General features: G+C 58.2%; 20 protein-coding genes and 1 riboswitch. Of the genes, 4 read left to right on the top strand and 16 right to left on the bottom strand.

Features of this window, described 5'->3' with window-relative positions; all coding sequences use genetic code 11:
- Positions 1 to 5 precede the first annotated feature (5 nt).
- Complete coding sequence (gene folA / locus ABUK12_RS11930; protein WP_410016449.1) at positions 6 to 488, top strand: type 3 dihydrofolate reductase; 483 nt, start codon at positions 6 to 8, stop codon at positions 486 to 488.
- Between the two features lie 58 nt (positions 489 to 546).
- On the opposite strand, the gene apaH is transcribed toward folA, so the two are convergent.
- The 6 genes from apaH to lptD all read right to left on the bottom strand — a co-directional run bounded on the left by apaH (position 547) and on the right by lptD (position 7,287).
- Positions 547 to 1,395 (bottom strand): bis(5'-nucleosyl)-tetraphosphatase (symmetrical) ApaH, encoded by an 849-nt coding sequence (apaH, locus tag ABUK12_RS11925; protein WP_410016448.1) that lies wholly within the window; start codon positions 1,393 to 1,395, stop codon positions 547 to 549.
- A gap of 2 nt (positions 1,396 to 1,397) precedes the next feature.
- Entirely contained in the window at positions 1,398 to 1,775 is a 378-nt protein-coding gene (gene apaG, locus ABUK12_RS11920; protein WP_410016447.1) for a Co2+/Mg2+ efflux protein ApaG, read from the bottom strand.
- Between the two features lie 14 nt (positions 1,776 to 1,789).
- A complete protein-coding gene (gene rsmA / locus ABUK12_RS11915) occupies positions 1,790 to 2,608 on the bottom strand; it encodes a 16S rRNA (adenine(1518)-N(6)/adenine(1519)-N(6))-dimethyltransferase RsmA (RefSeq protein WP_410016446.1) in 819 nt (272 codons plus the stop codon).
- Positions 2,601 to 3,593 (bottom strand): 4-hydroxythreonine-4-phosphate dehydrogenase PdxA, encoded by a 993-nt coding sequence (gene pdxA / locus ABUK12_RS11910; protein WP_410016445.1) that lies wholly within the window; start codon positions 3,591 to 3,593, stop codon positions 2,601 to 2,603. The genes rsmA and pdxA overlap by 8 nt, the downstream gene beginning before the upstream one ends.
- Positions 3,583 to 4,878 (bottom strand): peptidylprolyl isomerase SurA, encoded by a 1,296-nt coding sequence (surA, locus tag ABUK12_RS11905; protein ID WP_410016444.1) that lies wholly within the window; start codon positions 4,876 to 4,878, stop codon positions 3,583 to 3,585. Before surA ends, pdxA begins: the two co-directional genes overlap by 11 nt.
- A gap of 66 nt (positions 4,879 to 4,944) precedes the next feature.
- On the bottom strand, positions 4,945 to 7,287 hold the full coding sequence (gene lptD / locus ABUK12_RS11900) for an LPS assembly protein LptD (RefSeq protein ID WP_410016443.1): 2,343 nt from the start codon (positions 7,285 to 7,287) through the stop codon (positions 4,945 to 4,947).
- A 182-nt stretch (positions 7,288 to 7,469) separates the two neighbouring features.
- Between lptD and djlA the strand changes: the two genes are divergently transcribed.
- Positions 7,470 to 8,285 carry a co-chaperone DjlA gene (djlA, locus tag ABUK12_RS11895; protein ID WP_410016442.1) on the top strand — a complete coding sequence of 272 codons (816 nt, stop codon included), beginning with the start codon at positions 7,470 to 7,472 and terminating at the stop codon, positions 8,283 to 8,285.
- Positions 8,286 to 8,315: 30 nt separating this feature from the next.
- Here djlA and rluA read toward each other — a convergent pair whose 3' ends face one another.
- The 3 genes from rluA to ABUK12_RS11880 form a co-directional block, all read right to left on the bottom strand.
- Positions 8,316 to 8,969: a bifunctional tRNA pseudouridine(32) synthase/23S rRNA pseudouridine(746) synthase RluA gene (rluA, locus tag ABUK12_RS11890; RefSeq protein ID WP_410016441.1), complete on the bottom strand. Its 654-nt coding sequence runs from the start codon at positions 8,967 to 8,969 to the stop codon at positions 8,316 to 8,318.
- 43 nt (positions 8,970 to 9,012) lie between these two features.
- Positions 9,013 to 11,919: an RNA polymerase-associated protein RapA gene (gene rapA, locus ABUK12_RS11885; protein WP_410016440.1), complete on the bottom strand. Its 2,907-nt coding sequence runs from the start codon at positions 11,917 to 11,919 to the stop codon at positions 9,013 to 9,015.
- A 170-nt stretch (positions 11,920 to 12,089) separates the two neighbouring features.
- Positions 12,090 to 14,462: a DNA polymerase II gene (locus ABUK12_RS11880; protein ID WP_410016439.1), complete on the bottom strand. Its 2,373-nt coding sequence runs from the start codon at positions 14,460 to 14,462 to the stop codon at positions 12,090 to 12,092.
- A gap of 197 nt (positions 14,463 to 14,659) precedes the next feature.
- Here ABUK12_RS11880 and ABUK12_RS11875 point away from each other — a divergent pair, with 197 nt between their 5' ends.
- Positions 14,660 to 15,427, top strand: coding sequence for a DedA family protein (locus tag ABUK12_RS11875; protein WP_410016438.1), 768 nt, complete (start codon positions 14,660 to 14,662; stop codon positions 15,425 to 15,427).
- A 9-nt stretch (positions 15,428 to 15,436) separates the two neighbouring features.
- Here the strand turns inward: ABUK12_RS11875 and ABUK12_RS11870 are convergent, their stop codons facing one another.
- From ABUK12_RS11870 to sgrR, 5 genes are all read right to left on the bottom strand, one after another.
- A complete protein-coding gene (locus ABUK12_RS11870; RefSeq protein WP_410016437.1) occupies positions 15,437 to 16,843 on the bottom strand; it encodes a S8 family serine peptidase in 1,407 nt (468 codons plus the stop codon).
- A 1,137-nt stretch (positions 16,844 to 17,980) separates the two neighbouring features.
- Entirely contained in the window at positions 17,981 to 18,718 is a 738-nt protein-coding gene (gene thiQ / locus ABUK12_RS11865; protein ID WP_410016436.1) for a thiamine ABC transporter ATP-binding protein ThiQ, read from the bottom strand.
- Entirely contained in the window at positions 18,702 to 20,291 is a 1,590-nt protein-coding gene (gene thiP, locus ABUK12_RS11860; RefSeq protein WP_410016435.1) for a thiamine/thiamine pyrophosphate ABC transporter permease ThiP, read from the bottom strand. Before thiP ends, thiQ begins: the two co-directional genes overlap by 17 nt.
- Positions 20,292 to 20,301: 10 nt before the next feature.
- On the bottom strand, positions 20,302 to 21,282 hold the full coding sequence (thiB, locus tag ABUK12_RS11855) for a thiamine ABC transporter substrate binding subunit (RefSeq protein ID WP_410016434.1): 981 nt from the start codon (positions 21,280 to 21,282) through the stop codon (positions 20,302 to 20,304).
- A gap of 47 nt (positions 21,283 to 21,329) precedes the next feature.
- Positions 21,330 to 21,447, bottom strand: a riboswitch (TPP riboswitch).
- A gap of 122 nt (positions 21,448 to 21,569) precedes the next feature.
- Entirely contained in the window at positions 21,570 to 23,249 is a 1,680-nt protein-coding gene (gene sgrR / locus ABUK12_RS11850; protein WP_410016433.1) for an HTH-type transcriptional regulator SgrR, read from the bottom strand.
- 95 nt (positions 23,250 to 23,344) lie between these two features.
- Between sgrR and sgrT the strand changes: the two genes are divergently transcribed.
- Complete coding sequence (sgrT, locus tag ABUK12_RS11845) at positions 23,345 to 23,518, top strand: glucose uptake inhibitor SgrT (RefSeq protein ID WP_410016432.1); 174 nt, start codon at positions 23,345 to 23,347, stop codon at positions 23,516 to 23,518.
- A gap of 718 nt (positions 23,519 to 24,236) precedes the next feature.
- Here sgrT and leuD read toward each other — a convergent pair.
- Entirely contained in the window at positions 24,237 to 24,839 is a 603-nt protein-coding gene (gene leuD / locus ABUK12_RS11840) for a 3-isopropylmalate dehydratase small subunit (protein WP_410016431.1), read from the bottom strand.
- 12 nt (positions 24,840 to 24,851) lie between these two features.
- On the bottom strand, positions 24,852 to 26,252 hold the full coding sequence (gene leuC, locus ABUK12_RS11835; protein ID WP_410016430.1) for a 3-isopropylmalate dehydratase large subunit: 1,401 nt from the start codon (positions 26,250 to 26,252) through the stop codon (positions 24,852 to 24,854).
- Between the last annotated feature and the right edge of the window lie 5 nt (positions 26,253 to 26,257).

Below are 26,257 nucleotides of genomic sequence, written 5' to 3'. Positions count from 1 at the left end.
TTTATATGAAAATTAGCCTGATTGCCGCGCTGGCCGTCGATCGCGTGATTGGCCTTGAGAACGCCATGCCCTGGCATCTGCCTGCCGATATGGCCTGGTTTAAGCGCAATACCCTGCATAAACCGGTGATCATGGGCAGGCGTACCTATGAATCCATCGGCCAGCCCCTGCCGGGGCGGTTGAATATCGTCCTTAGCCGCCATCCGGCGGCGGACGACCGCGTCACCTGGGTGACCACGCCGGAACAGGCCCTGGCCGCCGCCGGTGAGGCACAGGAAGTGATGGTGATTGGCGGCGGCAAGATCTATGCGCATTTCCTGCCGCAGGCCGCGCGTCTTTACCTGACGCATATTGATGCCGAGATTGACGGCGATACCTATTTCCCGGAGTACGAACCGGATCAGTGGCAGTCCACTTTCAGCGAATTCCACGATGCCGATGAGAAGAACAGCCACAGTTTCTGCTGGGAAATACTCGATCGCCGCTAAGCGCAGACGTCGGCGTTAACGCCGAATCAACGGCCATCCGGTCGTTGATTCCCTCCCCTTACATAAGCGACGTCGCCTCGACGCCGCTCTCATCCTGGCGATTGGAGGGCTGGATAAAGTAGCGTTTATCTTCCCAGCGCAGCATGGTCAGGTGGCCGCCCCAGCAGCAGCCGGTGTCCAGCGCATACACATTCGCCGGCGTGCCTTTACCCTCAAGCGACGCCCAGTGACCGAAGGCAATGCTGTAGTTCTCCGCCACCGGTCCCGGGATCATAAACCACGGCCGCAGCGGGGCAGGGGCGCTGCCGGGGGCATCCTTGGCAATCATGTCCAGCTGGCCGTTGGGGAAACAGTAGCGCATCCGGGTCAGGGCATTGGTGCTAAATCGCAGCCGCGCCAGGCCGCTTAGCTCGGGCGACCAATTGCTGGGCATATCCCCGTACATAGCGTCCAGAAACAGCGGGTAGCTGTCGCTGCTGAGTATCGCTTCCACTTCCCGGGCGCAGGTCTTGGCGGTGTCCAGATCCCACTGCGGCGTGATGCCGGCATGGGCCATCACCAGTTTTTTTTCTTCGTCCACCTGCAGCACCGGTTGCCGGCGCAGCCAGTTGATCAGCGTATCGGCGTCGGGGGCTTCCAGCAACGGGGTAATACGATCACGGGGTTTATTACGGCTGATGCCGGCGTAGACCGCCAGCAGGTGCAGATCATGATTGCCCAGCACCATCCGCACGCAGTCGCCGAGTTCGCGCACAAAACGCAACACTTCCAGCGAAGCGGGCCCGCGCGCCACCAGATCGCCGGTGAGCCAGAGGGTATCCGCCGCGGGATTGAAGGTCACTTGGGACAACAGTGACGTCAGCTCGTCGTAGCAGCCATGAATATCCCCGATTAAGTATGTCGACATAATTAGTGTATAAGTGTTGGGATTGCTAAGCGAAAGACGGGAATGGCAATACGAAAAGACTGCCCCTCATGATCCAGCATTTCATAGTGGCCTTCCATCGTGCCCAAAGGCGTTTCGAGAATGGCCCCGCTGGTATATTGAAACTCGCTGCCGGGCAGGATGATCGGCTGCTCGCCGACCACGCCCTCGCCCTGGACCTGTGTTTCCTTGCCGTTGGCGTTGGTTATCAGCCAATAACGCCCGACCAGCTGTACGTTATGCCGCCCGAGATTACGTACGGTAATAGTATAAGCAAAGACATAACGCTCCTGTTCGGGCATAGACTGTGTCTCGACATACATACTTTGAACCTGTACACAAACGCGTGGCGAATTAATCATGACAGCTGCTCCTGTTATTCCTGTTGCGAAGGGTGCTCCGCCAGCCAGTTCGCCAGTTGGCAGTACTGCGCCACGGTAATATTTTCAGCGCGCAGGATCGGGTCGATGCCCAACGCCTTTAATTGCTCCGCGGTAAAAAGGTTACCCAGGCTGTTACGCACGGTTTTGCGGCGCTGGTTAAACGCCTGGCTGGTAATGCGCGCCAGCACCTGCAGGTCGCTGACCGGGTAGGGCAGCTCGGCGTAAGGCACCAGCCGTACCACCGCGGAGTCCACTTTTGGCGCCGGCCGGAATGAGGTCGGCGGCACTTCCAGCACGGGAATGATCTGGCAATAATACTGCGCCATCACGCTCAGGCGGCCATAGGCTTTGCTGTCCGGGCCGGCGACCAGCCGGTTGACCACTTCTTTTTGCAACATAAAATGCATGTCGCGGATTGCCTGAGTATAGCCGAAAAGGTGAAACATCAACGGCGTGGAAATATTGTACGGGAGATTGCCGAATACCCGCAACGGCTGCCCCAGCTGTCGCGACAGTTCGGCAAAATCCACCGTCATGGCATCCTGCTGCACAATGGTCAGCTTGCTGTTCAGGAACGGATGCGTCGCCAGGCGGGCGGCCAGATCGCGATCCAGCTCGATGACCGTCATATGATCGATGCGTTCCGCCACCGGTTCGGTCAGCGCGCCGAGGCCGGGGCCGATTTCCACCATGGCCTGATCGGGCAGGGGATGGATGGCGGAGACGATGGAATCGATGATATTGCCGTCATGAAGAAAATTCTGACCAAAACGTTTGCGGGCCAGATGGCCCTGGTGAACAAGTTTACTCATTACGGTTATTTATCATTTTAATGGCGAGATTTAACGCCGTTTTGATGCTGCCGGCCTCCGCCAGACCAGTGCCGGCCAGTTCCAGCGCGGTGCCGTGATCGACGGAGGTACGTATAAAAGGTAAACCGAGGGTAATATTGACCGCGCGGCCAAAACCCTGGTATTTCAGTACCGGCAGGCCCTGGTCGTGGTACATCGCCAGCACCGCGTCGGCATGTTGCAGGTATTTGGGCTGAAACAGCGTGTCGGCCGGCAACGGCCCGACCAGGTCATAGCCTTCCCCGCGCAGGGCGTCCAGCGTGGGGATGATGATATCGATCTCTTCCCGGCCCATATGCCCGCCTTCGCCCGCATGGGGGTTCAGTCCGCAGACGTAGATACGTGGACGGGGAATGCCGAACTGCGCGCGTAAATCATGATCGAGAATGGCGATCACTTCCCGCAGGGTTTGCGCCGTGATGGCCGCCGGCACCGCCGATAATGGCAGGTGGGTGGTCGCCAGCGCCACGCGCAGCGATTCGGTGGCCAACATCATGACCACCCGTTCGCGCCGGCTGCGCCCGGCGAAAAATTCGGTATGGCCGGTAAAGGCCAGACCGCCGTCGTTAATAATGCCCTTGTGCACCGGGCCGGTAAGCAGGGCGGCAAACTCGCCGTCCAGGCATCCGTCGCAGGCGCGCGCCAGGGTGTCCACAACATAGCCGCTGTTGGCGACATCCAGCGCGCCGGGCGTAACCGGCGCGGGGGCGGTAATGGCCAGTACGCTGACGCTGCCGGCAGGCCTCGGCGCCGCCGGCTGCTGCGGCTGATAAGGGTAAAGCCGCAGCGGCAGCCCGAGGCGGCGCGCGCGGGCGAGCAGGACATCCGGATCGGCGCAGACCACCAGTTCCACCGGCCAGGCCTGCTGCGCCAGCATGGCGACCAGATCGGGACCAATCCCGGCGGGTTCGCCGGGAGTGATCGCCAGCCGCGCTTTATTGCGCATCGCCATCCATGATTTTGACGTAGGCGCCGGCACGCTGTTCCTGCATCCAGGTCTGCGATTCTTCGGCGAATTTGCGGTTGAATAGCAGGCGATAGGCCTGATCTTTTTTGGTGGCGTCGGTACGGTCAACCTGGCGCGTGTCGAGCAACTGGATCAGATGCCAGCCGAAAGAGGAATGCACCGGCTGGCTGATTTCGCCTTTCTTCAGGCGCATAAGCGCGTCCTGGAACGCGGGATCGTAAGCCTGCGGAGCGGCCCAGCCCAGATCGCCGCCCTGGTTGGCGGAGCCGGGGTCCTGTGACAGCAATTTGGCCTGGGCGGCGAAATCGGTCTTGCCGCTTTTAATCAGCGCCAGCACCTCGTTAAGCTTGGCTTCGGCCTGCTGGTCGGTCAAGACCACCGACGGGCGCAGCAGGATATGCCGGGCATGGACTTCCGTGACCGAGACCTTTTCATCGCCGCCGCGGATATCGTTGACCTTCAGGATGTGGAAGCCGACGCCGGAGCGGATAGGACCGATAACCGCCCCTTTGGGCGCTCCCTGCAGGCGTTCAGCGAACAGGCTCGGTAATTCTTCCAGCTTGCCCCAGCCCATTTGGCCGCCTTTCAAAGCCTGCGGATCCGCTGAGTAGCTGATGGCCAGCTTGCCGAAATCGGCGCCGCCCTTGATTTGCTGCACCAGCGAGCCGGCCATGGCTTCCGCTTTATCCACCTGCTCCTGCGTCGGATTTTCCGGCAGCGGGATCAGGATATGGCTTAAATTGTATTGCGCGCCGTTGCCGGTTTGCGCCGCAATCTGCTGGGCCAGGGAATCCACTTCCTGCGGCAGGATGGTCACGCGGCGGCGTACTTCGCCGTTGCGCACTTCGGCAATCAGCATCTCCTTGCGGATTTGCTTACGATAGGTGTCGTAGCTGATGCCGTCATAGGCCAGGCGGCTGCGCAACTGATCCAGCGTCATTTTATTTTGCGCGGCAATGTTGGTAATGGATTGGGTCAGCTGTTCGTCCGTGACGGTAACGTTATTGCGCTGGGCGATGGACAGGATGATATTGTCCATGATCAAACGTTCGATAATCTGACGACGCAGCGTCGCGTCATCGGGCAACTGCTGTTTTGCATCCTGGGCATTGCGTTTCACCGATTGCAGCAGTCCGTCCACATCACTTTCGAGAACGACACTGTTATCGACCACGGCAGCAACTTTGTCCACCACTTGGGGCGCTGCGAACGCGGTTCCGGCGCACATCGCCATGCAGAGAATAAGCGTTCTCCAGTTTTTCATAACTTTTCCATTTATATCAGCCGCATTCGCGGATTCTAGATTAACGTTCGCTGGTCCGAAACGGCCTTAAAACGCCCGTTGGTACGGCAGTATGCCGGAACCCAGCAACTTGTCGGTACCGAGACCGTAATCGCTGCTCAGACCGCGCAGTTGTATATTAAACGTCACGGCATTGTCGTAATTACTGGTGTTACTGTTGTAGTTCCAACTGGTGATCTTGCGATCGTAGCCCACCGTCGCCGCCCAGCAACAGGTGTTGTACTGCACGCCAATCAGCTGTTCGGCGGGCTGGCTTGCCTTGGTATCATAATAATACGCGCCGACAAGCGACCACCGGTCGCGGATTGGCCAGCTGGCGATGGTGCCAATCTGCGCGATCCCCTGCTGATAGCCCGGATGCGAAATATTGGGCAACATGGCCTGGATATATTCGGGACTGGCATAACGGTAGTTCAATTGAACCATCCGGTTATCGTCGCGACGGTATTCCAGGACCGCGTCGCCCAGCGCCACGCTGTTCAGCCGGGTATCATACTGTACGCCGCCGCGCGCGGCCCACTGGTTATTGATCTGCCAGAAGGTGTCGCCGGCCCAGACGACGCTGCCCGTTTCGGCATCCTGATCCAGGCTGCTGTTGGTCGAACCGGTGCGCGGACGGGTAAAGTAATAGATTTGACCCAGCGAAGCGTTAAAACGTTCAACCAGGGCGTCATCATAAAGCCGGGTGGTGACGCCGCCCGATACCTGGTTGGCGGAGGCGATGCGATCGAGGCCGCTGTAGCTGCGGTCGCGGAACAGGCCCGTATAGTCGGTCTGCAGCAGCGTGGAATCGTACACGTTGATATTGCTCTGGTCGCGGTAGGGCACATACAGGTATTGCACCCGCGGTTCCAGGGTCTGGGTATAATCCTGCGCCCAGTCCATATTCCGTTCAAAAATCATTTTGCCGTCGGTCTTGAACTGCGGCATCACCCGGTTGACCGTGCCATCCAGCCGGCTGTCGGGATTATTGGTATTGTAAGTATCGAGATTGTCCTGCTGATAATGGGTGGCCATCAGCTTGGTTTCGGTGTTCAGGCTGCCCCAGCGGTTGGCCAGCGGCAGGCTGATGGTCGGTTCGACATGCAGCCGCGTGGCCTCGGGGTTATTGCTGCTGACGCTGGTAAACTTGGCGGCCTGGCTGACGATGCGGGTATCAAACGGGCCGACATCGTTCTTGTAATAGGTGACGTCAAGCTGCGGCGCCGCGCGGTAGGCGCTGCTGTCGCCGAAATTAGAGAATATCTGGAACTGCTTGCTGGCCAGGGTGACGTCCCAGTTCTCGTCGGAATAACCGACGCTGAATTTCTGCGTGGCGTAGCCGTCGGTAGTGGAACCGTACTGCGAGGTCAGATCGGTAAAATAATAGGGATCGCTGACCCGGGTATAATCGACGTTGAAACGCCAGACGTCATCCATCACGCCGTTGTGCCGCCAGTACAGCATCCAGCGGTCGGTATTGCTGTCGGAGGGATGATCGGTGGCGTATTCCGAATCGCTGGGCAACCAGTCGAACTGCACCAGACCCATCCCCGGCGCGGTCAGGTAGCGGAATTCGTTTTGCAACTGGGTGCCGCGTTTACTCATATAATGCGGCGTAATGGTGGCGTCGTAGTTTGGCGCCAGGTTCAGGTAATAGGGGGCGGAAAATTCAAAACCGCTCTTGGTGCCGTATTTGGCATTGGGGATCAGGAAGCCGGAACGGCGCTTATCGCCCACCGGCAGCTGAAGGTAAGGGCTGTAGAACACCGGCACCTTGCCGATCCTGAAGCGGGCGTTATAGATTTCCGCCACCTGTTCTTCACGGTCGTGGATGACTTCCGAGCCTTGTACGCTCCAGCTGTCGTCCCCGGGCAGGCATGAGGTAAAGGTGCCGTTTTCCAAGACCGTGTAGCGGTTTTGGCCGCGCATTTTCATGGTATCGGCATCGCCGCGTCCCTGGCGTCCCACCATCTGGTAGTCGCCCTGGTAAACGTCGGTGTCCTTGGTATTCAGGTTTGACCAGGCCTTAGGTCCATTGAGTTTGATCTGGTTATCGCTGTAATGGACGTCGCCGGTGGCCGTGGCGGTACGCACCGGGTCTTGCTGGCCGGACTGTGTCTGCTGTAGCTCCACCTGTTTGGCATTGAGCGTGCTGTTGCCCTGTTCCACGTCCACGTTGCCGGTAAACAGCGCGTTATCCGGGTAATTGGCCGTCGTATGGTCCGCCTGGATATGCACCGGCAGTTGATTCGGGTCGCCCGTGACCAGCGGCTTGGTATAGGCAGGCACGCCCAGCATGCATTGATCGGCAAAATCCGCCAACGCATGATGGCTATAAAGCGCCGACCAGATCAGGCTGGCCAGCAATGTAGGGAAACGTTTCTTCATATGCTTTTCGGGTGTTCCGTCATCTTGGGCTTCATGCCGTCAAACGGTCAGAGACTATCTCACTCACCGGAGTTGCGCCAGTGTTAAATCCTGCCGTTTATCCGCGCACCGTTAGGCACAGCGATAAATGACAGGTATGATAAAGCAAATTTGCAGTGACGGCATGATGAATTGAGGAGTATATGCGGTATTGGGGTAAGGTGTTGGGCGTTATTCTGGGTTTTCTATCCGGAGCAGGGTTTTGGGGCGTGGTGTTAGGCTTCCTGATTGGCCATATGATTGATAAGGCGCGCGGTGCACGCGGCGGCGGCGGTTTTTTCGCCGATCAGCAGACCCGGCAGAATGTCTTTTTCCGCACCACCTTTCAGGTCATGGGGCATCTTACCAAATCAAAGGGGCGCGTTACCGAGGCGGATATCCAAAACGCCAGCCTGATGATGGATCGCCTGCGGCTTGACGGCGCCGCGCGCACCGCGGCGCAGCAGGCCTTCCGTGAAGGCAAGGAAAGCCAGTTTCCGCTGCGCGCGTCGCTGCGCGAGTTTCGCCAGGTCTGCTTCGGGCGTTTTGATCTCGTCAGGATGTTCCTGGAAATCCAAATCCAGGCCGCGTTCGCCGATGGATCGCTACATCCCAACGAGCGGCAGGTGCTGTATGTGATTGCCGAGGAACTGGGCATCTCGCGGGTGCAATTCGATCAGTTCCTCAGCATGATGGAGGGCGGCCAGCAGTTTGGCGGCGGCGATTACGCGCAGGGCGGCTACCGGCCCGGCGGCGAGCGCGGTCCCACGCTTGAGGACGCCTGCAAGGTGCTCGGCGTCAACAGTACCGACGACGCCATCGTCATCAAGCGCGCCTATCGCAAGCTGATGAGCGAACATCATCCGGATAAGCTGGTGGCGAAAGGGCTGCCGCCGGAAATGATGGAAATGGCCAAGCAGAAAACGCAGGCCATTCAGGCGGCCTACGATCTGATTAAGCGCGAGAAAGGGTTTCACTGATCGTCCGCCGCATGCATTACGGCGGGCCGCTCAGAAATCCGCTTCGCAGCGGAAATGAATGGGCGAGTGGAAGGCCGGGTGGGTAATCGCCAGCTCCTGGGCATGCAACAGCAGCCGGCCGGCCATCGCCTTGGCCTGCGGCGTGGCGTAAAAACCATCGCCCAGGATCGGATGACCGATAGCCTGCATATGCACCCGCAGCTGGTGCGAGCGCCCGGTGACCGGCATCAGCAGCACCCGCGCGGTGAGATCGGCGTCATAAGACAATACCCGGTATTGCGTTTGCGCCGCCTTGCCGGTGGCAAAGCACACCTTTTGCAGCGGCCGGTTGGGCCAGTCGCATATTAACGGTAAATCAATCAATCCCTCTTCCTGGGCGGGGTGTCCCCATACCCTGGCAATATAGGACTTGCGCGGCTCGCGTTCGCGGAACTGGCGTTTCAACTCCCGCTCCGCCGCCTTGGACAAGGCCACGACCATTACGCCGCTGGTGGCCATGTCCAGCCGGTGCACGGACTGCGCCAGCGGGAATTGCGCCAGGACCCGGGTCATCACGCTGTCGTTATGCTCAGGCAGGCGGCCGGGAACCGACAGCAGGCCGCTGGGTTTGTTGACCGCCATAATATGCGCGTCCTGGTACAGGATATGCAGCCAGGGTTCGGTGGGCGGATTATAGGGTTCCATGCTGCTCCGGTTTGCCCGGGGCGTCGCCCCGGGTGCGTCATGCTTACTGATGGGTCACCACGATCAGGCGAATGGCATCCAGCCGCCAGTTTGCCTGGTCCAACTGCTCGAGCACCTGCTGGCGGTTGGACGCCAGCGTCTCCAGCTCGTCCTCGCGAATCGCCGGATTGACGGCCTTTAACGCCTCCAGGCGATGCAGTTCGGCGCTCAGGCTTTCGTCCGCCTGCCGCCGGGCGTTGTCTATCAATACCTGGGCCTGTTTCGCCACCAGCGCTTCGCTGCTTTGCAACAGCTTATGCACCTCCGGCTGTACCGCGCTGACCAGTTTACCGGCGGTATGACGCTTCACCGCGTTGAGCTGGCGATTAAACTGCTCGAATTCAACCTGGCCGGCCAAATCATTGCCGTTCTGATCAAGCAGCAACCGGACCGGCGTGGCGGGCAGGAAGCGGCTCAACTGCAGTTTTTTCGGCGCGGGCGCCTCCACCACATACACCAGTTCCACCAGCAGGGTGCCCGCCGGCAGCGCTTTATTGCGCAGCAACGATACCGCGCTGGTGCCGCTGTCACCCGATAATACCAGATCCAAACCGTTGCGGATGATCGGATGCTCCCAACTGATAAACTGGGTATCTTCCCGGGACAGCGCCTGCTCGCGGTTAAAGGTAATGGTGCATCCTTCCTCGGGCAGGCCCGGGAAATCAGGCACCAGCATATGCTCCGAGGGTGTCAGCACGATCAGGCTGTCGCTGCGATCTTCCTGGTTGATGCCCACGATATCAAATAAGTTAAGCGCGAAATTCACCAACTGGGCGTCGCTGTCCTGGCCGGCTATGGCATCGGCCAGCGCCTGCGCCTGTTCACCGCCGTTGGAATGCTGCTCCAGCAGACGGTCGCGTCCCTGTTCCAGTTGCAGCTTCAACAGGTCGTGCTGGCGGCGGCAGGCGTGGATAAAGTCATCCAGGCCGTCGAGTTTGGCGGGTTCGCCCAGGTAGCCGATCAACTGCTGGTAGTATTGATCGTACAACGTCCGGCCGGTGGGACAGGTATGTTCAAACGCGTCCAGGCCTTCATGATACCAGCGGATCAGCACCGCTTGGGCCGTTTGCTCCAGATAAGGCACGAAGATTAGGATATCGTGGTTCTGGCCGATGCGATCCAGGCGGCCGATGCGCTGCTCCAGCAGATCCGGATTGAATGGCAGATCGAACATCACCATCCGGCTGGCGAACTGGAAGTTACGGCCCTCGGAGCCGATTTCCGAACAGAGCAGCACCTGGGCGCCGTCGTCTTGCGCGGCGAAATAGGCGGCGGCGCGGTCGCGGTCGAGCAGCGACAGACCTTCGTGGAACACCGCGGCGCGGATCCCTTCGCGCTCGCGCAATACCTGTTCAAGCTGCAGCGCGGTGGCGGCATGGGCGCAGATCACCAGCACTTTCTCCTGACGGTTTTGCAGCAGGAAATCCATCAGCCATTCGACGCGGGGATCGAAGTTCCACCAGGTGGCGTTCTGGCCTTCAAACTGCTGATAAATCTGTTCGGGATACAGCATGTTGCGCGCCCGATCGTCCAGCGTCAGTTTACCGCCCATGATGCCGGCCACTTTAATGGCGGTCTGGTATTGCGCGGGCAGCGGCAGCCTGATTTGATGCAGCAGCCGGCGCGGGAAGCCTTTCACCCCCTGGCGGGTATTGCGAAACAGCACCCGGCTGGTGCCGTGGCGATCCATCAACATGGCGATCAGTTCATGACGCGCCGCCTGGGCGCGCTCATCCTCGCCATTGGCGACGGAAAGCAGGGGTTCGATGCTTTGCTCGCCTATCATATCGGCCAGCAGGTTCTTGGCGTCCTTGTCCAGCGCCTTGCCGTTCAGCAGCAGGGTCACCGCGTCGGCTACCGGGCGGTAACGCTGTTGCTCCGCCACGAACTCCTGGTAGTCATGGAACCGATCGGGATCCAGCAGCCGCAGCCGGGCGAAATGGCTTTGCAGCCCCAGCTGCTCCGGGGTGGCGGTCAGCAATAAGATCCCGGGAATACTGCGCGCCAGCTGTTCGATGACCTGATATTCGCGGCTGGGGGCCTCCTCGCTCCAGGAAAGATGATGGGCTTCATCCACCACCATCAGGTCAAAATCGGCGTCGGCCAGCTTTTCCAGCCGCTCGTGGTTACGGCGGACAAAATCCAGCGAGCACAGCACCAGTTGTTCGGTTTCAAACGGATTATCGCTGTCCTGCATGGCCTCGGAGTAGCGCTCGTCATCGAACAGCGAGAACAGCAGGTTGAAACGGCGCAGCATTTCCACCAGCCATTGATGCATCAACGACTCGGGAACGATGATCAGCACCCGCTCGGCGCGGCCGGTGAGCAACTGCTGATGGATAATCATGCCGGCCTCGATGGTCTTGCCCAGGCCCACTTCGTCCGCCAGCAAAACCCGGGGAGCGTAGCGCTGTCCCACTTCGGAGGCGATATGCAACTGGTGGGGAATCAGGTTGGCGCGGATGCCGCGCAGTCCGTTCCAGGCCTGGCGGAACTGCTCACTGTGAAACTTGCGCGCCCGATAACGCAGGGCAAAACGGTCCATGCGATCGATCTGGCCGGCGAACAGTCGGTCCTGGGGTTTGCTGAAGGTCAGCTTGCTGTCGAGCAGGACTTCCCGCAGGGCCGTATCGGCCTGGCCGTTATCCAATCGGGTGCCGATGTAGGTCAGCAGGCCGTCTTCTTCACGCACGGATTCCACGCTGAGCTGCCAGCCCTCGTGGCTGGTGATGGTATCGCCGGGATTAAATATCACGCGGGTGATAGGCGCATCCGCGCGGGCATAAAGACGGTTTTCACCGATAGCGGAAAACAGCAGGGTGACCATGCGGGCATCCTGTGCCACCACGGTTCCCAGTCCTAATTCACTTTCCGTATCGCTGATCCAGCGTTGACCTAAGGTAAAAGGCATAAATTCTCGGCTCGGTGTTATGTTAGGCAAAAATACCGGCAATAGCGCGGCTTACCGCGGCCTGGTGCCACGGCGGTGAAAAATGCGGCAAGAGTGATGCTGAGGTCTGAAAAGGCGCTATGTTAATGGATGAGTGTCGCTTCGTCACCTACCAATCCATCACTTTCGCATCAAAACAGTCCCATCTGACCTGATATAAGCGTAGCAAAGTCATCGCGCAGGAAGGGGAGGATGGCATCCGCCACCGGCTGGAGCTGTTTGGCCAGGTAGTGATTATAGTCCGGCACGCTTTGCCGGATTTCCAGGGGCTCGGGACCGTGGGCGGTCATGATATAGCTTATCCACCCGCCGTTTTGGTACTGCTGCTGCCGGCCGTGACGGGCGTTATACTCATCGGCGATAAGCGCCGCGCGGGCCTGGGGCGGCACGTTTTTCTGGTATTCGCTTAACCTGCGCCGCAGGCGTTTGCGATACACCAGCAGGGCGTCCAGCTCGCCGGACAGGGTGCGGCGGACATAATCGCGGACAAAATCCTGATACGGCTGGCGCCGGAAGATGCGCTCATACAATTGTTGCTGGAACTGCTGGGCCAGGGGCGTCCAGTCGCTGCGCACGGTTTCCAGGCCTTTAAATACCATGCGTTCGCCCTTGTCGTCCTGTACCAGGCCGGCATAACGTTTTTTGCTGCCCAGCTCCGCGCCGCGAATCGTAGGCATAAGGAAACGGGTGAAGTGTGTCTCGTACTCAAGTTCCAGCGCGCTTTCCAGCCCCATGGTGTCGCGCAGGTGCGTTTGCCACCATTGATTGATATCGCTGACCAGGCGTTGACCGATGGCATTGGCCGCTTCGCTATCGTGGGCGTGCTTCAGCCAGACAAACGTGGAGTCGGTATCGCCGTAGATTACCGGATAACCCCGGGCTTCGATAAGCTCGCGGGTGCGGTGCATAATGTCATGGCCGCGCAGGGTAATGGAGGAGGCCAGCCGGGCGTCGAAAAAACGGCAGCCGGGCGCGCCCAGCACGCCGTAGAAAGCGTTCATGATAATTTTCAACGCCTGCGATAAGGGCCGGTTATTTTCCCGTTTCGCCCGCTCGCGCCCGAGCCAAAGCTCCCGAACGATGTCCGGCAGGCAGTGATGGGTGCGGGAGAAGCGCGCGCCGATAAAACCCGCGACCGTCCCGTCCGGCGCGTCCCCGGCCATGCCTTCGATCAGCCCCACCGGATCAATGAGAAAGGTGCGGATAATAGAGGGATAAAGGCTTTTATAATCCAGCACCAGCACCGAGTCGTACAGGCCGGGGCGGGAATCCATGACATAACCGCCGGGGCTGGCCTGCATCGGTACATCGCCAAGATTGGGCGCCACAAAACCCGCCCGGTGCATTCTGGGCAGGTAGAGCCAGGTAAACGCGGCCACCGATCCGCCGCTGCGATCGGCGGCCAGCCCGGTGACGGTGGCGCGTTCCAGCAGAAACGCCAGCAGGCGGGTATGGTCAAAAATACGCGTCACCAGCTCACAGTCCTTGAGATTGTAGCGGGCCAGCGCCGGCTTATCTTCCTGGTACAACCGGTCGATTTCGTCCATGCGCTGGTAGGGCGTCGAGATATCCTTTCCCTCGCCCAGCAGCGTCTGCGCCACGTTTTCCAGGCTAAACGAGGAAAACTGCCAGAAGGCGGATTTCAGCGCCTCGATGCCGTCGATAATCAGGCGGCCGGCGGCGCTGGCGAAATAATGTCCCGCCTTGGCGCCATGTTCGCGCCATTCCAGCGCCGCGCCGCCGCGCCCGAGCAGCAAAGGCTGATGGTAGCGTTCCGCCTGTTTTTGCAGGATACGTAAATCAAACTGCACCAGGTTCCAGCCGATAACGGCATCGGGGTCATGGTCGGCGAACCACTGGTTCAGGCGCTGGATCAACGCCGCGCGGGTGGGTACGTATTCAAGGAATCCGGACGACCCGGCGCCGGCGGCCGGGGGCTCGCCCAGCATATAAACCCGCCGCTGCCCGCAGCCTTGCAGACCGATGCAATAGAGTTCGCCAAAACGGTTGGTTTCAATATCCAGCGAAACCAGTTTCAGCGCGGGCCGGTAATCAGGCGACGGCTTAAGCCGCGCGTGGGTGATAACGCCGTTTTCCTGCACATGGCCGTCAAACCAGACCGGGGCGGTGATAAAACGCTCCATCAGATAACGCTCCGGTGGGCGAATGTCGGCTTCATACAGCGGTATGCCGGACTCGTGGCACCGTTTTTCCAGCCGGCCTAAATCGCGATAGTGCCGGCAGTAAACGCCGACCACCGGGCGACGATGAAAGTCACGCAGCGCCAGCGGACGCAGCTCGCAGCCGGGGATGGCGGCCGCCAGGGTTTGCGCGCGCGGCAGGCACTCCGCGGGCATAAACGCCACCGCTTGCTGCGGCGGCAGGCTGATTTTCCGCGCGCCGCCATCGGTCGCCAGCCAGAAATCGATGACGGCGCCTTCGGGAGTATCCCGCCAGTGGCGGGTAAGGACAAAACCCTGGCCGGGCAGGGATTGGTCTGGCATGGCGTCTGGATATCCGGTTAAAGTAAATGAAGCGTCGCCTTATCTCGGGCAACCTGATAATTATGATTATTTATACAGTATTTGTCCAGTTGCGCGGCGTCCGGACAAGCGCAGCCAAATCTTCATACAATTGTTACGTTGACCGGCGGGCCTTCTAGCCCTGACAATCCATCGGCTTATAGAAACCTGAGGGGGTTATGCTGGCTTTTTTCGAACACTGGGTTACGCAGTCATTGGCTTTTTCGCTTTTTGCCGTCTCGTTGGTGGCATTTCTTGAATCCCTGGCTTTTGTCGGGCTGTTATTACCGGGTACGGTGATGATGGCGACGCTGGGCGCGCTTATCGGCAGCGGCGCGATGGGATTTTATCCCGCCTGGGCGGCCGGCATTATCGGATGCTTTCTTGGCGATTGGATTTCCTATGTTATCGGCCATGGCTGTAAAAAATCGCTGAAACGCTGGTCTTTCCTGAAAAAAAACCGCGCCACGTTGAATAAAATCGAACATGCCCTGCACCGGCATAGCGTGTTGACGATCCTGGCCGGCCGGTTTATCGGCCCTACCCGGCCGTTGGTGCCGATGGTGGCCGGGATGCTGGACCTGCCGCCCCTGAAATTCGCCTTGCCCAATGTTATCGGCTGCCTCACCTGGCCACCTGCGTATTTTATGCCCGGCATCCTGGCCGGGGTGGCTATTAATATCCCAGACGGACAGCACTCCGGGCAATTCCGTGGCCTGCTGTTAGGCGTGGCCCTGTTGGGCTGGCTGGCCGGCTGGCTTGGATGGCGCTGGTTGCGAACCGATAAACGCCAGGCCGATCGCCTCACCCGCTGGCTGCCGCTGTCGCGATTGCGCTGGCTGGCCCCCCTTTGCCTCCTGGCGATGGCGGCGGCGCTGGTTGCGCTTATCCAGCATCCGCTGATGCCGATCTACGCGGCTCAATTCTGGAAAGTGGTCAGGGTGTGACCGACGGCTTCAGTATTTGGAGAATAAGGTATATATCGCCTTACCTAAATCCGGCTGCGTTCCTATAATCGAGGAAAAATTCTCCGCCAGCACCGTTCCGGTACTGGTGAGTAATTCACGGAACTGCGGGGCGGTAAGGTTTTTTTTATTGGCGATGGCAATACTTGACAGGCATGCCGCCACACCCGCCACGATGGGATTGGCCGGCGAATTGCCGGAAAAATTATTGATGTACCAGGCATTGGTTTTATTGAGCAGCGTGGCATAACCGTATGAGGTCGTTACCACAAAATCACCCCAGCTCGAACTGTCTATGCGCGAACCAAAATTACTGTAGGCGGCCCTTAGTCCCGTCCTTGGGTCGAGGGCTCCGACAATAATAGCGCCTGAATCCCTTTGATGACGATTGAATTTGCCGTTAAGTATCGGATGGTCTAAATTAATCGCGCCATTCCCCGCCGCCTCAATAACGTGGATACCTTTGGATGTTAACGCGGAGATCATATCAAACCAGGCAGGTTCAAATTCGACCGGAAGATAACATTCCTGATTATAATAAGATCTATTTCCTCCTTGATGCTGCATACCTATTTGGATAACGTCTCCCGCCTTAAGACGGTGATAAAGGTTATAGAGATATTGCAGGCCCCGGGCGGCATAACCCACCTTCGCCCGGCTGGCGATCCCCATAATGCCATACCCCAGCTCCAGCCCCGCCATCACACCCACGGACGCGGTATTGTCGCAGCCGACGGTGACGGCGCCTTCGACAATAGCGCGCTCCGGAGGAAGGTTATTATGACCGGTGAACCAGGCATCAGGCTCGTTGGTAATGATGGTGACATTTTCGCCCCTGCCCCCGGCGTAACTTAGACCGGCGGTGCCGTCGACACCGCCGAGCCTGAAGCTATTGAAACAATGCCGGGCAGGCCAAAGATAATATTGTAAAGGGACGAAGTTATAATTTTCCACGCCGTTAAGCGTTTTTGGCTCATCATCAAGGGTGGGTTGCTCGGTGTGAAGAGCGTTATAACTTCTTGCGCCCCGTAGCGATACGGGTTCGGTAGTGGGATAAACCGTCTCGACTGAGCTGAATAGCGCAATGGCGTGAAGTATTTCATTAATATATTCAACAGCGTTGACATTCTCATTAAAAAATTTGATTTTGAAATAGCGATCCAAGCCAAATGTTTTATTCATTCCTTTGGCCGCATCATCACGAGGACTGCCGGATATGTCAAATAAAGGGGAAACTCCCATGGTTTCAAAGTTAAATTTGAGCTCGTGCTCAATTTTTTGCGCTTCTGAAAAGTAATACGCGCCGGCATTGTTTCGTTTAAGTTGAAACACGATGTTAGTGTATTTGACGCCCTGCTGGGCAAAGAAGTCAATTTTTTTAAGAATTTTGTCACTCATTATAGTTAACCCCCGATAATAAAATCGTATTTGACGGTTGACGAATCATCCCGTCATTTATGATGTTTGGTCTGATAAGAAGTAAAATTTGCACAAAGGCATTGCTGCCGCGGTGATTCAGTTTCTCCTGATGTTTAAATTAATGGTTTGCATAAATTTTTAATGAGAAAAAGATGACAGTCACTATTGTCCCTTCTTGCGCAGGGTGCATGACCTACTGTCGCGTAAAGTTAAATTCAGCTGTGTTAAATAAGATTCTTTAAAACTTAATGCAGATTGTACTCAATATACAATAATCGAAGTGGATGTTTAATAAGTGATTTTTATATATGATTTTTATTTAATATAAACTCTAATTGCAATAAATCAAACAACATTCTCAAATAATAGTGTGAAGCAAGTCAATATTTATTCTAATGTTAAATTATCTTAACTTTAAAATGCTATTTATACGTAATTTCTTATTTTTCATTAAATTCAAAGAAAAAAACATGGATAATAATAAAAAAAAGCTTATGTGTGGCGAAAAAACGGCGACCAGCAAAAGTGCAGGCCGGTTTTTCTTCCGCCGCGGAGGGACGTAACAGCAGTGGTTGTAAAACGTAATGGGGGGTGGTGTGATATGTTTGACAATATAATCATGATGTTGTGCGTGGGGTATTCAGTGGGGTGATACCGGGATGGGGCCGGATGGCGGCTTTTTGGCGTGAAAGGCCAGCATCCCAACTCCCTTATAGGCGGGCTGAAACGCTGGCGATAAAAATCACTACTCGTAAATTGCGGGCATTGCCAGGCGGCATGCGAAAACGCATGACGCTTTTCTGCCGTATCTTGATTATTTTATTTATGAGTTTCCCCAGCATTGACGATAAGCTGTTTACAAATACGTTCATTAGTACAACATAATTAAAATGCTATTACTGCCGATGCCTGTAACCACTGGGGTGCAACAATAAGCCCTTACCAATGGATGCTCTGTGGCATTTCCAGGCGACATTTAATTCCATCTCATAATAGTAACAATTTATTTGGCAAAATGTGAATCGGCTCAAGAATGCTATTTTTGGCTATTTGCCGCGATCTTATTCCAGCACGGGAAGCCATCGCGTCATTATGCGGCGCCGGGCATCGGTGATGTTAATCCTCTCCGGCCAACCGCGGGCGCGGGTCCGGCGCGTGCGGCGCAATACCCAGGACGGCGGCTTCGCCGGCTTCGCCGCTCGCCAGGCGCGCGGTCGGGCCGTCGTAATAAATGCGGCCATCGACAATCAGCAGGGTGCGCGGCGCGATGCGCACGGCGTCATCCAGGTTGTGCGATACCATTAACAGGGTCAGGCCGCGGCTGGCGCACACGTCGTCCACCCGTTGCAGCATATCGACACGCAAGGCGGGGTCGAGCGCGGAAAACGGCTCATCAAGCAGCAGGATGGGGCGGTCGCGCACCAGACAACGCGCCAGGGCCGCCCGCTGCCGTTGCCCGCCGGACAGTTGCCCCGGCAGGCGGTCCAGCAGTTTCTCCAGCCCTACCTGTGCCGCCACCGCATTTAACGCTTCCCGTTGCGCCGGAGTCAACGCCAGCCCCGGATGCAGCCCAAGGCCGATGTTTTCCGCCACCGTCAGGTGAGCGAACAGGTTATGCTCCTGGAACAGCATGGAGACGGGGCGCCGGGCGGGCGGGGTGGCACTGTGATCCTGGCCGTTTAACCACAGGCTGCCGCTGTGCAGGGGCAGAAAACCGGCTATCAGGTTGAGCAGGGTGCTTTTGCCGGCACCGCTGGGGCCCAGAACGGCGACCTTTTCTCCCGCCGCCAGCCGCAGGTCAAAACGCATCGGCAAATGTTGGTAAAGATAGGTCGCTTTATCCAGTTTTATCATGCAGCCCCGTGAGTTTCTCGATTAGCGTAAATAATAAAAAGCACAGCGCCAATAGGAACAGCGCGGTAACGGCCCCGTCCTCGCTGCGATAAGCGCCGATTTGCTGGTAAAGATAGAGCGGCAGGGTCCGGAAATGTTCATTGCCGAACAACGCTACCACGCCAAAATCACCTAGCGACAGGATAGAGGCGAATGCCATGGCGCGGCCAATCGGCTGGCGCAGCGCGCGCCATTCCACCCAATGTAGCCGAGTCAGGCCGCGCATATCCAGGGACAGGCATAAACGATTATACCTTTCCGCCAGGTCCAGCATCGGCGTTTCCAGAATTTTCAGGGCGTAGGGAATGGCCATCAGCGCATTGGTCAGTATGACCAATGCATAGGGGGAACGGGGCAATCCCAGGGTATGGGTGGCGATCAGGAAGAAACCCGTGGCCAGCACAATGCCCGGCATCGCCAGGATCAGCATGCCGCTAAGATCGAGCAGCTGCGCGGACCAGGGACGTTGACGCAGCCTCAGCTCGCGGCTGCTCCATAGCAGCATCAGCGTTAGCACCACGCACAGCAGGCCCGCGCCCAGGGCAATGCGCAGCGACGTCAGCAATGCCGACCACAGCGCCGGCTGCGACAGGACCCGCGCCATGCCCGTATTGACACCGCCGGCCACCACGGCCAGCAGGGGCGGCGCCAGCAGCGCCAGCGTCAGGACAATAACCAGCGCGTCGGTCAAACGGCGCGCCAGATTATCGCCGGGATTGCGCCACTGGGAAAAATGCGTCGCGCCGACGGGAAACGCGCGGGTCAGCCGTTGGCTGGACAAGACCAGCCCCAGGCAACAGATCATTTGCACCAGGGCCAGCAGCGCCGCGCGGCCGGGATCGTAGTCATAGCTTAAGGCCTGGTAAATCGCCAGCTCAATGGTGGTCGCCCGCGGTCCGCCGCCCAGCGACAGCACCGTGGCAAAACTGGCGAAACACAGCATAAATATCAGCGCCGCCGCAGGCAGCAGTTGACGGCGCAGATAAGGCCACTCAAGAATGCGGAAGAAATGCCAGCCCGCCATGTCCAGCTGCGCGGCCAGCTGGCGCTGCTCCACCGGAATGCCTTCCAGCGCCTGCAACAACAGGCGGGTGGCCAACGGCAGGTTAAAAAATACATGGGCCAGCAGGATCCCCCGCAGGCCGTAGGGTGAAAAACCGTAGGGAATATGCAGCCAGAGGCATAGCTGCGCCAGCCAGCCCTGGCGACCATACACGCTCAGGATGCCGAACACGGCCACCAGCACCGGCAGCACCAGCGTCATGGCGCAAAAGCGCAGCAACAGCAGGCGTCCCGGAAACCGCCGGCGGTAAAGCGCCCGCGCCAAAAAAACGGCGGGCAGCACCGATAGCAGCGCCGACAGCAGCGCCTGCCAAAAGGTAAAACGCAGGACATGCCACAGATAGCTGTCCGACAGCACGTCGCGCCATTGGAGCGTCGGCGCGTTCAGCCACAAGGCGCCGACCGCCGTCAGGGCCACGGCCGTCAGCATCAGCGCGGCCAGCAGTCCCGGCCATAACCAGCGCGGTATCATCGGCCAGGCATCATTGGCTGACGGAACGCAACCAATCCTGGGTCCACGCGCCGCGTTTGGCCGCCACGTCATCCGCGCTGAAATTCAGCGTCTTGGCCGGCCATACGTCAAAGCCGGCCGGCAGCGCGGTTTTGATCACCGGATACATCCAGTTGCCTGTGGGAATGGTCTGCTGGAAAGCCGGGGAAACGACAAAACGCATAAACTGCTGCGCCAGCTGCGGATTTTTACTGGCGGCTAATTGTCCGGCCACCTCGACCTGGAGATAGTGGCCTTCGCTGAAGGTCGCCGCCGCATAGTTATCCTTCTTTTCCTCGTTGATATGATAGGCCGGCGACGTGGTATAGCTGAGCACCATGTCCGCTTCTCCTTTCAGGAATAAGCCATAGGCTTCGCTCCAGCCCTTGGGCACGGTAACGGTTTTTTTCGCCAGCCGTTGCCAGGCCTGGGGCGCTTTATCGCCATATACCTGCTGCACCCAGAGCAATAAGCCTAGTCCCGGGGTACTGGTGCGCGGATCTTCGTAAATGATTTTCAGCGCCTGCGGCCCGTCTATCAGCTCATGCAGGCTTTTGGGCGGATTTTTCAGCTTGTTCTTGTCATAGACAAACGCAAAATACCCGTAATCAAAAGGCAGGAAGGTGGGATCATGCCACGCCTGCGGCAAGGTCAGATGAGCGGTATCGACGTTATGCGCCGTAAAGAGATGCGTATCCTGCGCGGGCTTAAGCAGGTTGTTATCCAGGCCCAGCACCACATCCGCGTCGCTGTTCTTGCCTTCGATGCGCAAACGGTTGAGCAGGGCGACGCCATCTTCCTGCACGACATATTTCAGCTCGCAGCCACAGTCTTTTTCAAAGGCGGTTTTTATCGCCGGCCCCGGGCCCCATTCGGAGGCAAAGGAATCATAGGTATAAACCGTCAGGACGGGTTTTGCCAACGCCGGGGCGGCGGCGAGCAATAGCAGGCAGGGTAACCATTTTTTCAACACTTTGCGCTCCTGGAAAAAAAAAGGCGGCAAAGGCGTTTGAGGCGGCAGCGGGACGCACTCTCAAATCCCTTCGCCGGTATTAGCCGGATCAGGTTCGACGGGTATACTCTCAGCTTGCGCGCCGGCTAACGCTATGCCGGACGCTTCGCACCCCGTTGAGAACAAATGCAAGTGTAATGGTTTTATCCCTGGCTTAACAGCCTGTCTTACGTGTCTAACGTATCTAACGTATCTAACGTGTCTAACGTGTCTTATGTGTCTTATGTGTCTTATGTGTCTTATGTGTCTTATGTGTTTTGCGGGTCTTGCGGGTCCGGCGGGGCGAACCAGGCGGATTTGAAATCAAACCATCCCAGCGTATTCATCCTGACCCCGCGCATGCTGCGCTGGCCCTGTAGAATCAGCCAATGATGGAACAGCGGGTGCAGGCGATGGCCGGTGATAAGCGATTGGCACCATTGCGCCATGGACAGGCCCTTGCCGCGCCATTTCTCCAGCGCGTCGCTAAGGTCGGCCGGCAGGCAATGATGCATCAGCGGCATCTCGTAAAAGCTGGCGAACAGGGAATAATCCAGCGGCAGGTAAAAATTAGCGCTGCCGAGCCATAAATCGCTCTCGGCCTCACCGTTATGCCAGGTGGCATAATCCACGGTATTGATCACCAGCGCGATGTCCTGCCGGGCCAGCACCGCACCGAGCGCGCGGCAAAGATCATCGAATTCCGAATGGGCGCGATAAACCGTCAGGGTGATGCTGCGCAGCTCCGCGGGCCTTGGCCGCGGTTGCGCGACCCGGCTATGGCGCCAGCGCGGCAGGATACCGTAGGCCGGCGACCAGTAATGCTGGTAGGCCGATCCCGCCTCGGTCAGCATGGCGATGGGATCGATATTTTCACTCAGCCAGCGGCGGGTATCATCGTTTTGCATCAGCGGCGAACGGGCATCAAACAGCAGGAAATAGCAGCCTTCCTCCAGCCGGGTTTCCAATTGACCCGGGGTGCTGTTATCCGCCTGGAGCTGGACGCCGGAATAGCTCAGCTCGGCGGTGAGTTCCGGCAAGATCCAGATATTCACTTCATCAATCAGTGCGCGATAGCCGAAATAATCATCAAAGGCGCGAATCTTCAATAAGCTTTCCCGGTTGTCGATCACCGCATAGGGTCCGGTGCCGACGGGACGGCGGACGAAGTCCGGCATCGTCTCCCATTCCTGCGGCAAAATCATGGCCGGCACGCTGCCCAATAGCCAGGGCAGCCAGTCGTCCGCGGCGGTCAGGGCGACATCAACGGTATTGGGGATGGCGGACGAGACGGCTTTTATATGGCAAAACAGCGGATTTCCCCGCAGGCGCAGCAGCGAGCTGCACACATCCTGCGGCGTCAGTTCCCGCCCATGATGAAAATGGATCGCCGGACGCAGGTAAAAGCGCCATAACAACGGCGAAATTTGCTGCCAATGATGGGCGAGGTCCGCTTCCAGTTCCCCATTTTCCTCATTTATTTTGGTCAGGCCGCTGAAAATCTGCCGCACGATGTGGTTCTCAGAACGCCGCAAAGGACTGCCGGGCAGCAGGTTCAGCAGCGGGCGATAATACAGTACCCGCAATATGTGCTTGCCCTGGCGGAAGCTGCGGCCCAGATGGGAAAGCAGCATCTGGCGTACCCTGTCCTTATCGCCCACCAGTTGGACCAACTGCTCGATGCGATCCTGCTCCAGCAGATCCTCCGCCCGCTGCTGTTGCAACGCCAGGCCGGTATAGTGAAAGGTCAGCTGCGAGCGCTTGCCGCGCCCGGCTGTCGCCTGCCACTGCAGCCAGCCCATTTCCTGCATGGTTTTCAGCAGAGTACGCACATGCCGGCGCGTACAGCTCAGCGCCTGCGCCAGTTCGTTCAGGGTGGTTTCCTGTGTCTTGCCCTGGCAGCTTTGCCACAGGCGGATAAATTGTTGCTGCAGGCGTGGCGAGGACATAAAAGAGGAACACTCCTTAAAAAGTCATCTGTTTTTCTTCCGGTATCTTAAGCCGATACTGGTCGTGTCGAAAGGGCAGAATAGGGATTGTAACGATGAAAATAGCCAATTTGCGCCGGTTTTATCAGCATTATTTTACCGCCATTTGCGGGCGCGGCGTGATCCGTCCCGACAGGGGCCGCAGCGGACAGCGCATGGCGCTGTTGTTACAGGTAACCCAATGGCATACGGATTCACTGTCCGAGCAGGAATACCGGGAGTGGATGTGATGTCTCGTGGCGGGGGGTGATATAAAAGTCCTGCGGTATTTTCGCTTGCCGTAAGTTTGGTTTTATATGTTGAGCCGGGCGCTGGCAAGCGACAAGGGGATGGCAGTCGCGCCATCCCCTTGACCCCGCGCTCCCGGCAGGTCGCGCGCCGCAAGCGGTGCCTTCCTGCGCCGGATCCACCTTTTCGCACCGGCCCGTACGCGCTCCCGGCGCGAACGGGCCTCTCGCCGCGTCCAGCGGCTCGTGCCGGTGGAACCGGCTCCGTCAGCGCGCTCAATGCCGGCCAAAGGGCCGCTCCCCTTATCACCGGCGTTCACATTCCAGGCATTTAAGTTACCGGCGTATAAATTCCCGGCATTTAAGTTACCGGCATACAAATTCCCGGCGTTCAAATAAAGACTTTTTAATTACAGACGTTGGTTTTGACGTTGTACCGGCATAAAGTGCGCTGGCGGCACAATGCCCGGCTGGATGAGCCGCCGGGAGCGGCGAAAGCTAAGGGTCGCGCCGGGAGCGCGTCCCGTGCGGTCCATAAGAAGGGATATTGTGACGCCAGGGACCGCGCAGCGGCGCACGATCTGCCGGAAGCCCGGGAGACAAGAGGGATGGGCTAGCATCCCTCTTGTCGCTTGCCTGCACCAGGCAACAGGGAACGCCGCTGCTAGCGGCAAGAGAAACCTGCTCCCAGCGTACCCACGCCGTCGCCAGCAATCGACACTTAGTGCAAAAACGCCGGCTGGCTCGCCTCATAATCCGCAATCGCGCCTTCATGCTGCAACGTCAGTCCGATACTGTCCAGCCCGTTGATCATGCAATGCTTGCGAAACGCATCGATCTCGAACGGATAGCTCTTCTCGCCGGCAATGACCCGCTGGTGTTCCAAATCCACCGTGAAGGTGATGCCTTCATTGGCCGCGACCAGGAGGAACAGTTCATCCACCTGCTGCGGCGACAACGTAATGGGCAGCAGTTGGCTGTTAAAGCTGTTGCCGTAAAAAATATCGGCAAAGCTTGGCGCGATGATCGCCTGAAAGCCGTAATCGGCCAACGCCCAAGGCGCATGTTCACGCGACGAGCCGCAGCCGAAGTTTTCCCGCGCCAGTAAAATGCTGGCGCCGCGATAGCGCGGTTTATTCAGTACAAAGTCGGGATTGGGCACCTTGCCGGCGTCGTCGAGAAAACGCCAGTCGTTAAACAGATGTTGGCCGAAACCGGTGCGGGTGACCTTTTGTAAAAACTGTTTCGGAATAATGGCGTCGGTATCCACGTTAGCGGCATCCAACGGCGCCACCAGCCCGGTATGTTGGGTAAATTTTGCCATAAAACTGTCTCCTTAATTCAATTCGCGAATGTCGGCAAAATGACCGGTAACCGCCGCCGCCGCCGCCATGGCCGGACTGACCAGATGAGTTCTGCCGCCGCGACCCTGGCGCCCTTCGAAATTACGATTGCTGGTGGATGCGCAACGCTCGCCTGGGTTAAGACGATCGTTATTCATGGCCAGGCACATGGAGCAGCCGGGTAAACGCCATTCAAAGCCGGCGTCCAAAAAGATTTTGTCCAGGCCTTCGGCTTCCGCCTGGGCCTTGACCGGTCCGGAACCCGGCACCACGATGGCCTGTACGCCGGTGGCGACGCGGCGCCCCTTGGCTACGGCGGCGGCCGCGCGTAAATCCTCGATGCGCGAGTTGGTGCAGGAACCGATAAACACTTTATCGATAGCCACGTCGGTCAGGCGGATGCCGGGCTGCAAATCCATATAAGCCAGCGCCTTGGCGGCGGAGTTGCGTTCCGCCGGATCGCTGAACGAGTCGGGCGACGGGATTATCTGGTTAATGGCAATCACCTGACCCGGATTGGTACCCCAGGTGACCTGCGGAGCGATATCGTCGGCGCGCAGGGTGACCACGCTATCGAAGACCGCGTCGTCGTCGGACTTCAGGGTATTCCAGTAGGCGATCGCCTGCAGCCAGTTATCGCTTTTCGGCGCGAACTGGCGGCCCTGCAGATAGGCGTAAGTCGTGTCGTCCGGCGCCACCAGACCGGCCTTGGCGCCCATTTCTATCGCCATATTGCACAGCGTCATGCGGCCTTCCATGCTCAGGGAGGTGATCGCCTCGCCGCAGAATTCCACCACATGGCCGGTACCGCCGGCGGAGCCGGTTTTACCGATGACCGCCAGCACGATATCCTTGGCGGTAATGCCGGGGGCGGCGCGGCCGGTAACTTCAATCTTCATGGTCTTGGCCCGGCCCTGTTTCAGGGTCTGGGTGGCCAGCACGTGCTCCACTTCCGAGGTGCCGATGCCGAAGGCCAGCGCGCCGAAGGCGCCGTGGGTGGCGGTATGGGAATCGCCGCAGACGATGGTCATGCCCGGCAGCGTCATGCCCTGCTCGGGACCGATCACATGTACGATGCCCTGGTAGGGATGATTCAGGTCATACAGCTGGACGCCGAATTCCGCGCAGTTTTTTATCAGTTCCTGCATCTGGATACGGGCCATCTCGCCGCTGGCGTTAATGTCCCTGGTTTGGGTGGAGACATTATGGTCCATGGTGGCAAAGGTTTTTGACGGCTGGCGCACGGGACGGCCCATGGCGCGCAGGCCGTCGAACGCCTGCGGCGACGTCACCTCATGCACCAGGTGACGATCGATATACAATAAAGGCGTTTCTTCCGGCGCTTCGTAGACGACGTGCGCATCATATAATTTTTGATATAACGACTTGCCCATACTCT

It is taken from the genome of Sodalis sp. C49, assembly GCF_046352915.1.
GTDB lineage: Bacteria > Pseudomonadota > Gammaproteobacteria > Enterobacterales > Enterobacteriaceae > Acerihabitans.
The sequence above is the reverse complement of the archived record's forward strand: the minus strand, read 5'-3'. Positions and strand labels throughout refer to the sequence as shown.

Excerpts from the sequence above, each read along its gene's own strand:
- folA (WP_410016449.1), top strand. The coding sequence starts at position 6 with ATGAAAATTAGCCTGATTGCCGCGCTGGCCGTCGATCGCGTGATTGGC.
- apaH (WP_410016448.1), bottom strand. The coding sequence starts at position 1,395 with ATGTCGACATACTTAATCGGGGATATTCATGGCTGCTACGACGAGCTG.
- apaG (WP_410016447.1), bottom strand. The coding sequence starts at position 1,775 with ATGATTAATTCGCCACGCGTTTGTGTACAGGTTCAAAGTATGTATGTC.
- rsmA (WP_410016446.1), bottom strand. The coding sequence starts at position 2,608 with ATGAGTAAACTTGTTCACCAGGGCCATCTGGCCCGCAAACGTTTTGGT.
- pdxA (WP_410016445.1), bottom strand. The coding sequence starts at position 3,593 with ATGCGCAATAAAGCGCGGCTGGCGATCACTCCCGGCGAACCCGCCGGG.
- surA (WP_410016444.1), bottom strand. The coding sequence starts at position 4,878 with ATGAAAAACTGGAGAACGCTTATTCTCTGCATGGCGATGTGCGCCGGA.
- lptD (WP_410016443.1), bottom strand. The coding sequence starts at position 7,287 with ATGAAGAAACGTTTCCCTACATTGCTGGCCAGCCTGATCTGGTCGGCG.
- djlA (WP_410016442.1), top strand. The coding sequence starts at position 7,470 with ATGCGGTATTGGGGTAAGGTGTTGGGCGTTATTCTGGGTTTTCTATCC.
- rluA (WP_410016441.1), bottom strand. The coding sequence starts at position 8,969 with ATGGAACCCTATAATCCGCCCACCGAACCCTGGCTGCATATCCTGTAC.
- rapA (WP_410016440.1), bottom strand. The coding sequence starts at position 11,919 with ATGCCTTTTACCTTAGGTCAACGCTGGATCAGCGATACGGAAAGTGAA.
- ABUK12_RS11880 (WP_410016439.1), bottom strand. The coding sequence starts at position 14,462 with ATGCCAGACCAATCCCTGCCCGGCCAGGGTTTTGTCCTTACCCGCCAC.
- ABUK12_RS11875 (WP_410016438.1), top strand. The coding sequence starts at position 14,660 with ATGCTGGCTTTTTTCGAACACTGGGTTACGCAGTCATTGGCTTTTTCG.
- ABUK12_RS11870 (WP_410016437.1), bottom strand. The coding sequence starts at position 16,843 with ATGAGTGACAAAATTCTTAAAAAAATTGACTTCTTTGCCCAGCAGGGC.
- thiQ (WP_410016436.1), bottom strand. The coding sequence starts at position 18,718 with ATGATAAAACTGGATAAAGCGACCTATCTTTACCAACATTTGCCGATG.
- thiP (WP_410016435.1), bottom strand. The coding sequence starts at position 20,291 with ATGATACCGCGCTGGTTATGGCCGGGACTGCTGGCCGCGCTGATGCTG.
- sgrR (WP_410016433.1), bottom strand. The coding sequence starts at position 23,249 with ATGTCCTCGCCACGCCTGCAGCAACAATTTATCCGCCTGTGGCAAAGC.
- sgrT (WP_410016432.1), top strand. The coding sequence starts at position 23,345 with ATGAAAATAGCCAATTTGCGCCGGTTTTATCAGCATTATTTTACCGCC.
- leuD (WP_410016431.1), bottom strand. The coding sequence starts at position 24,839 with ATGGCAAAATTTACCCAACATACCGGGCTGGTGGCGCCGTTGGATGCC.
- leuC (WP_410016430.1), bottom strand. The coding sequence starts at position 26,252 with ATGGGCAAGTCGTTATATCAAAAATTATATGATGCGCACGTCGTCTAC.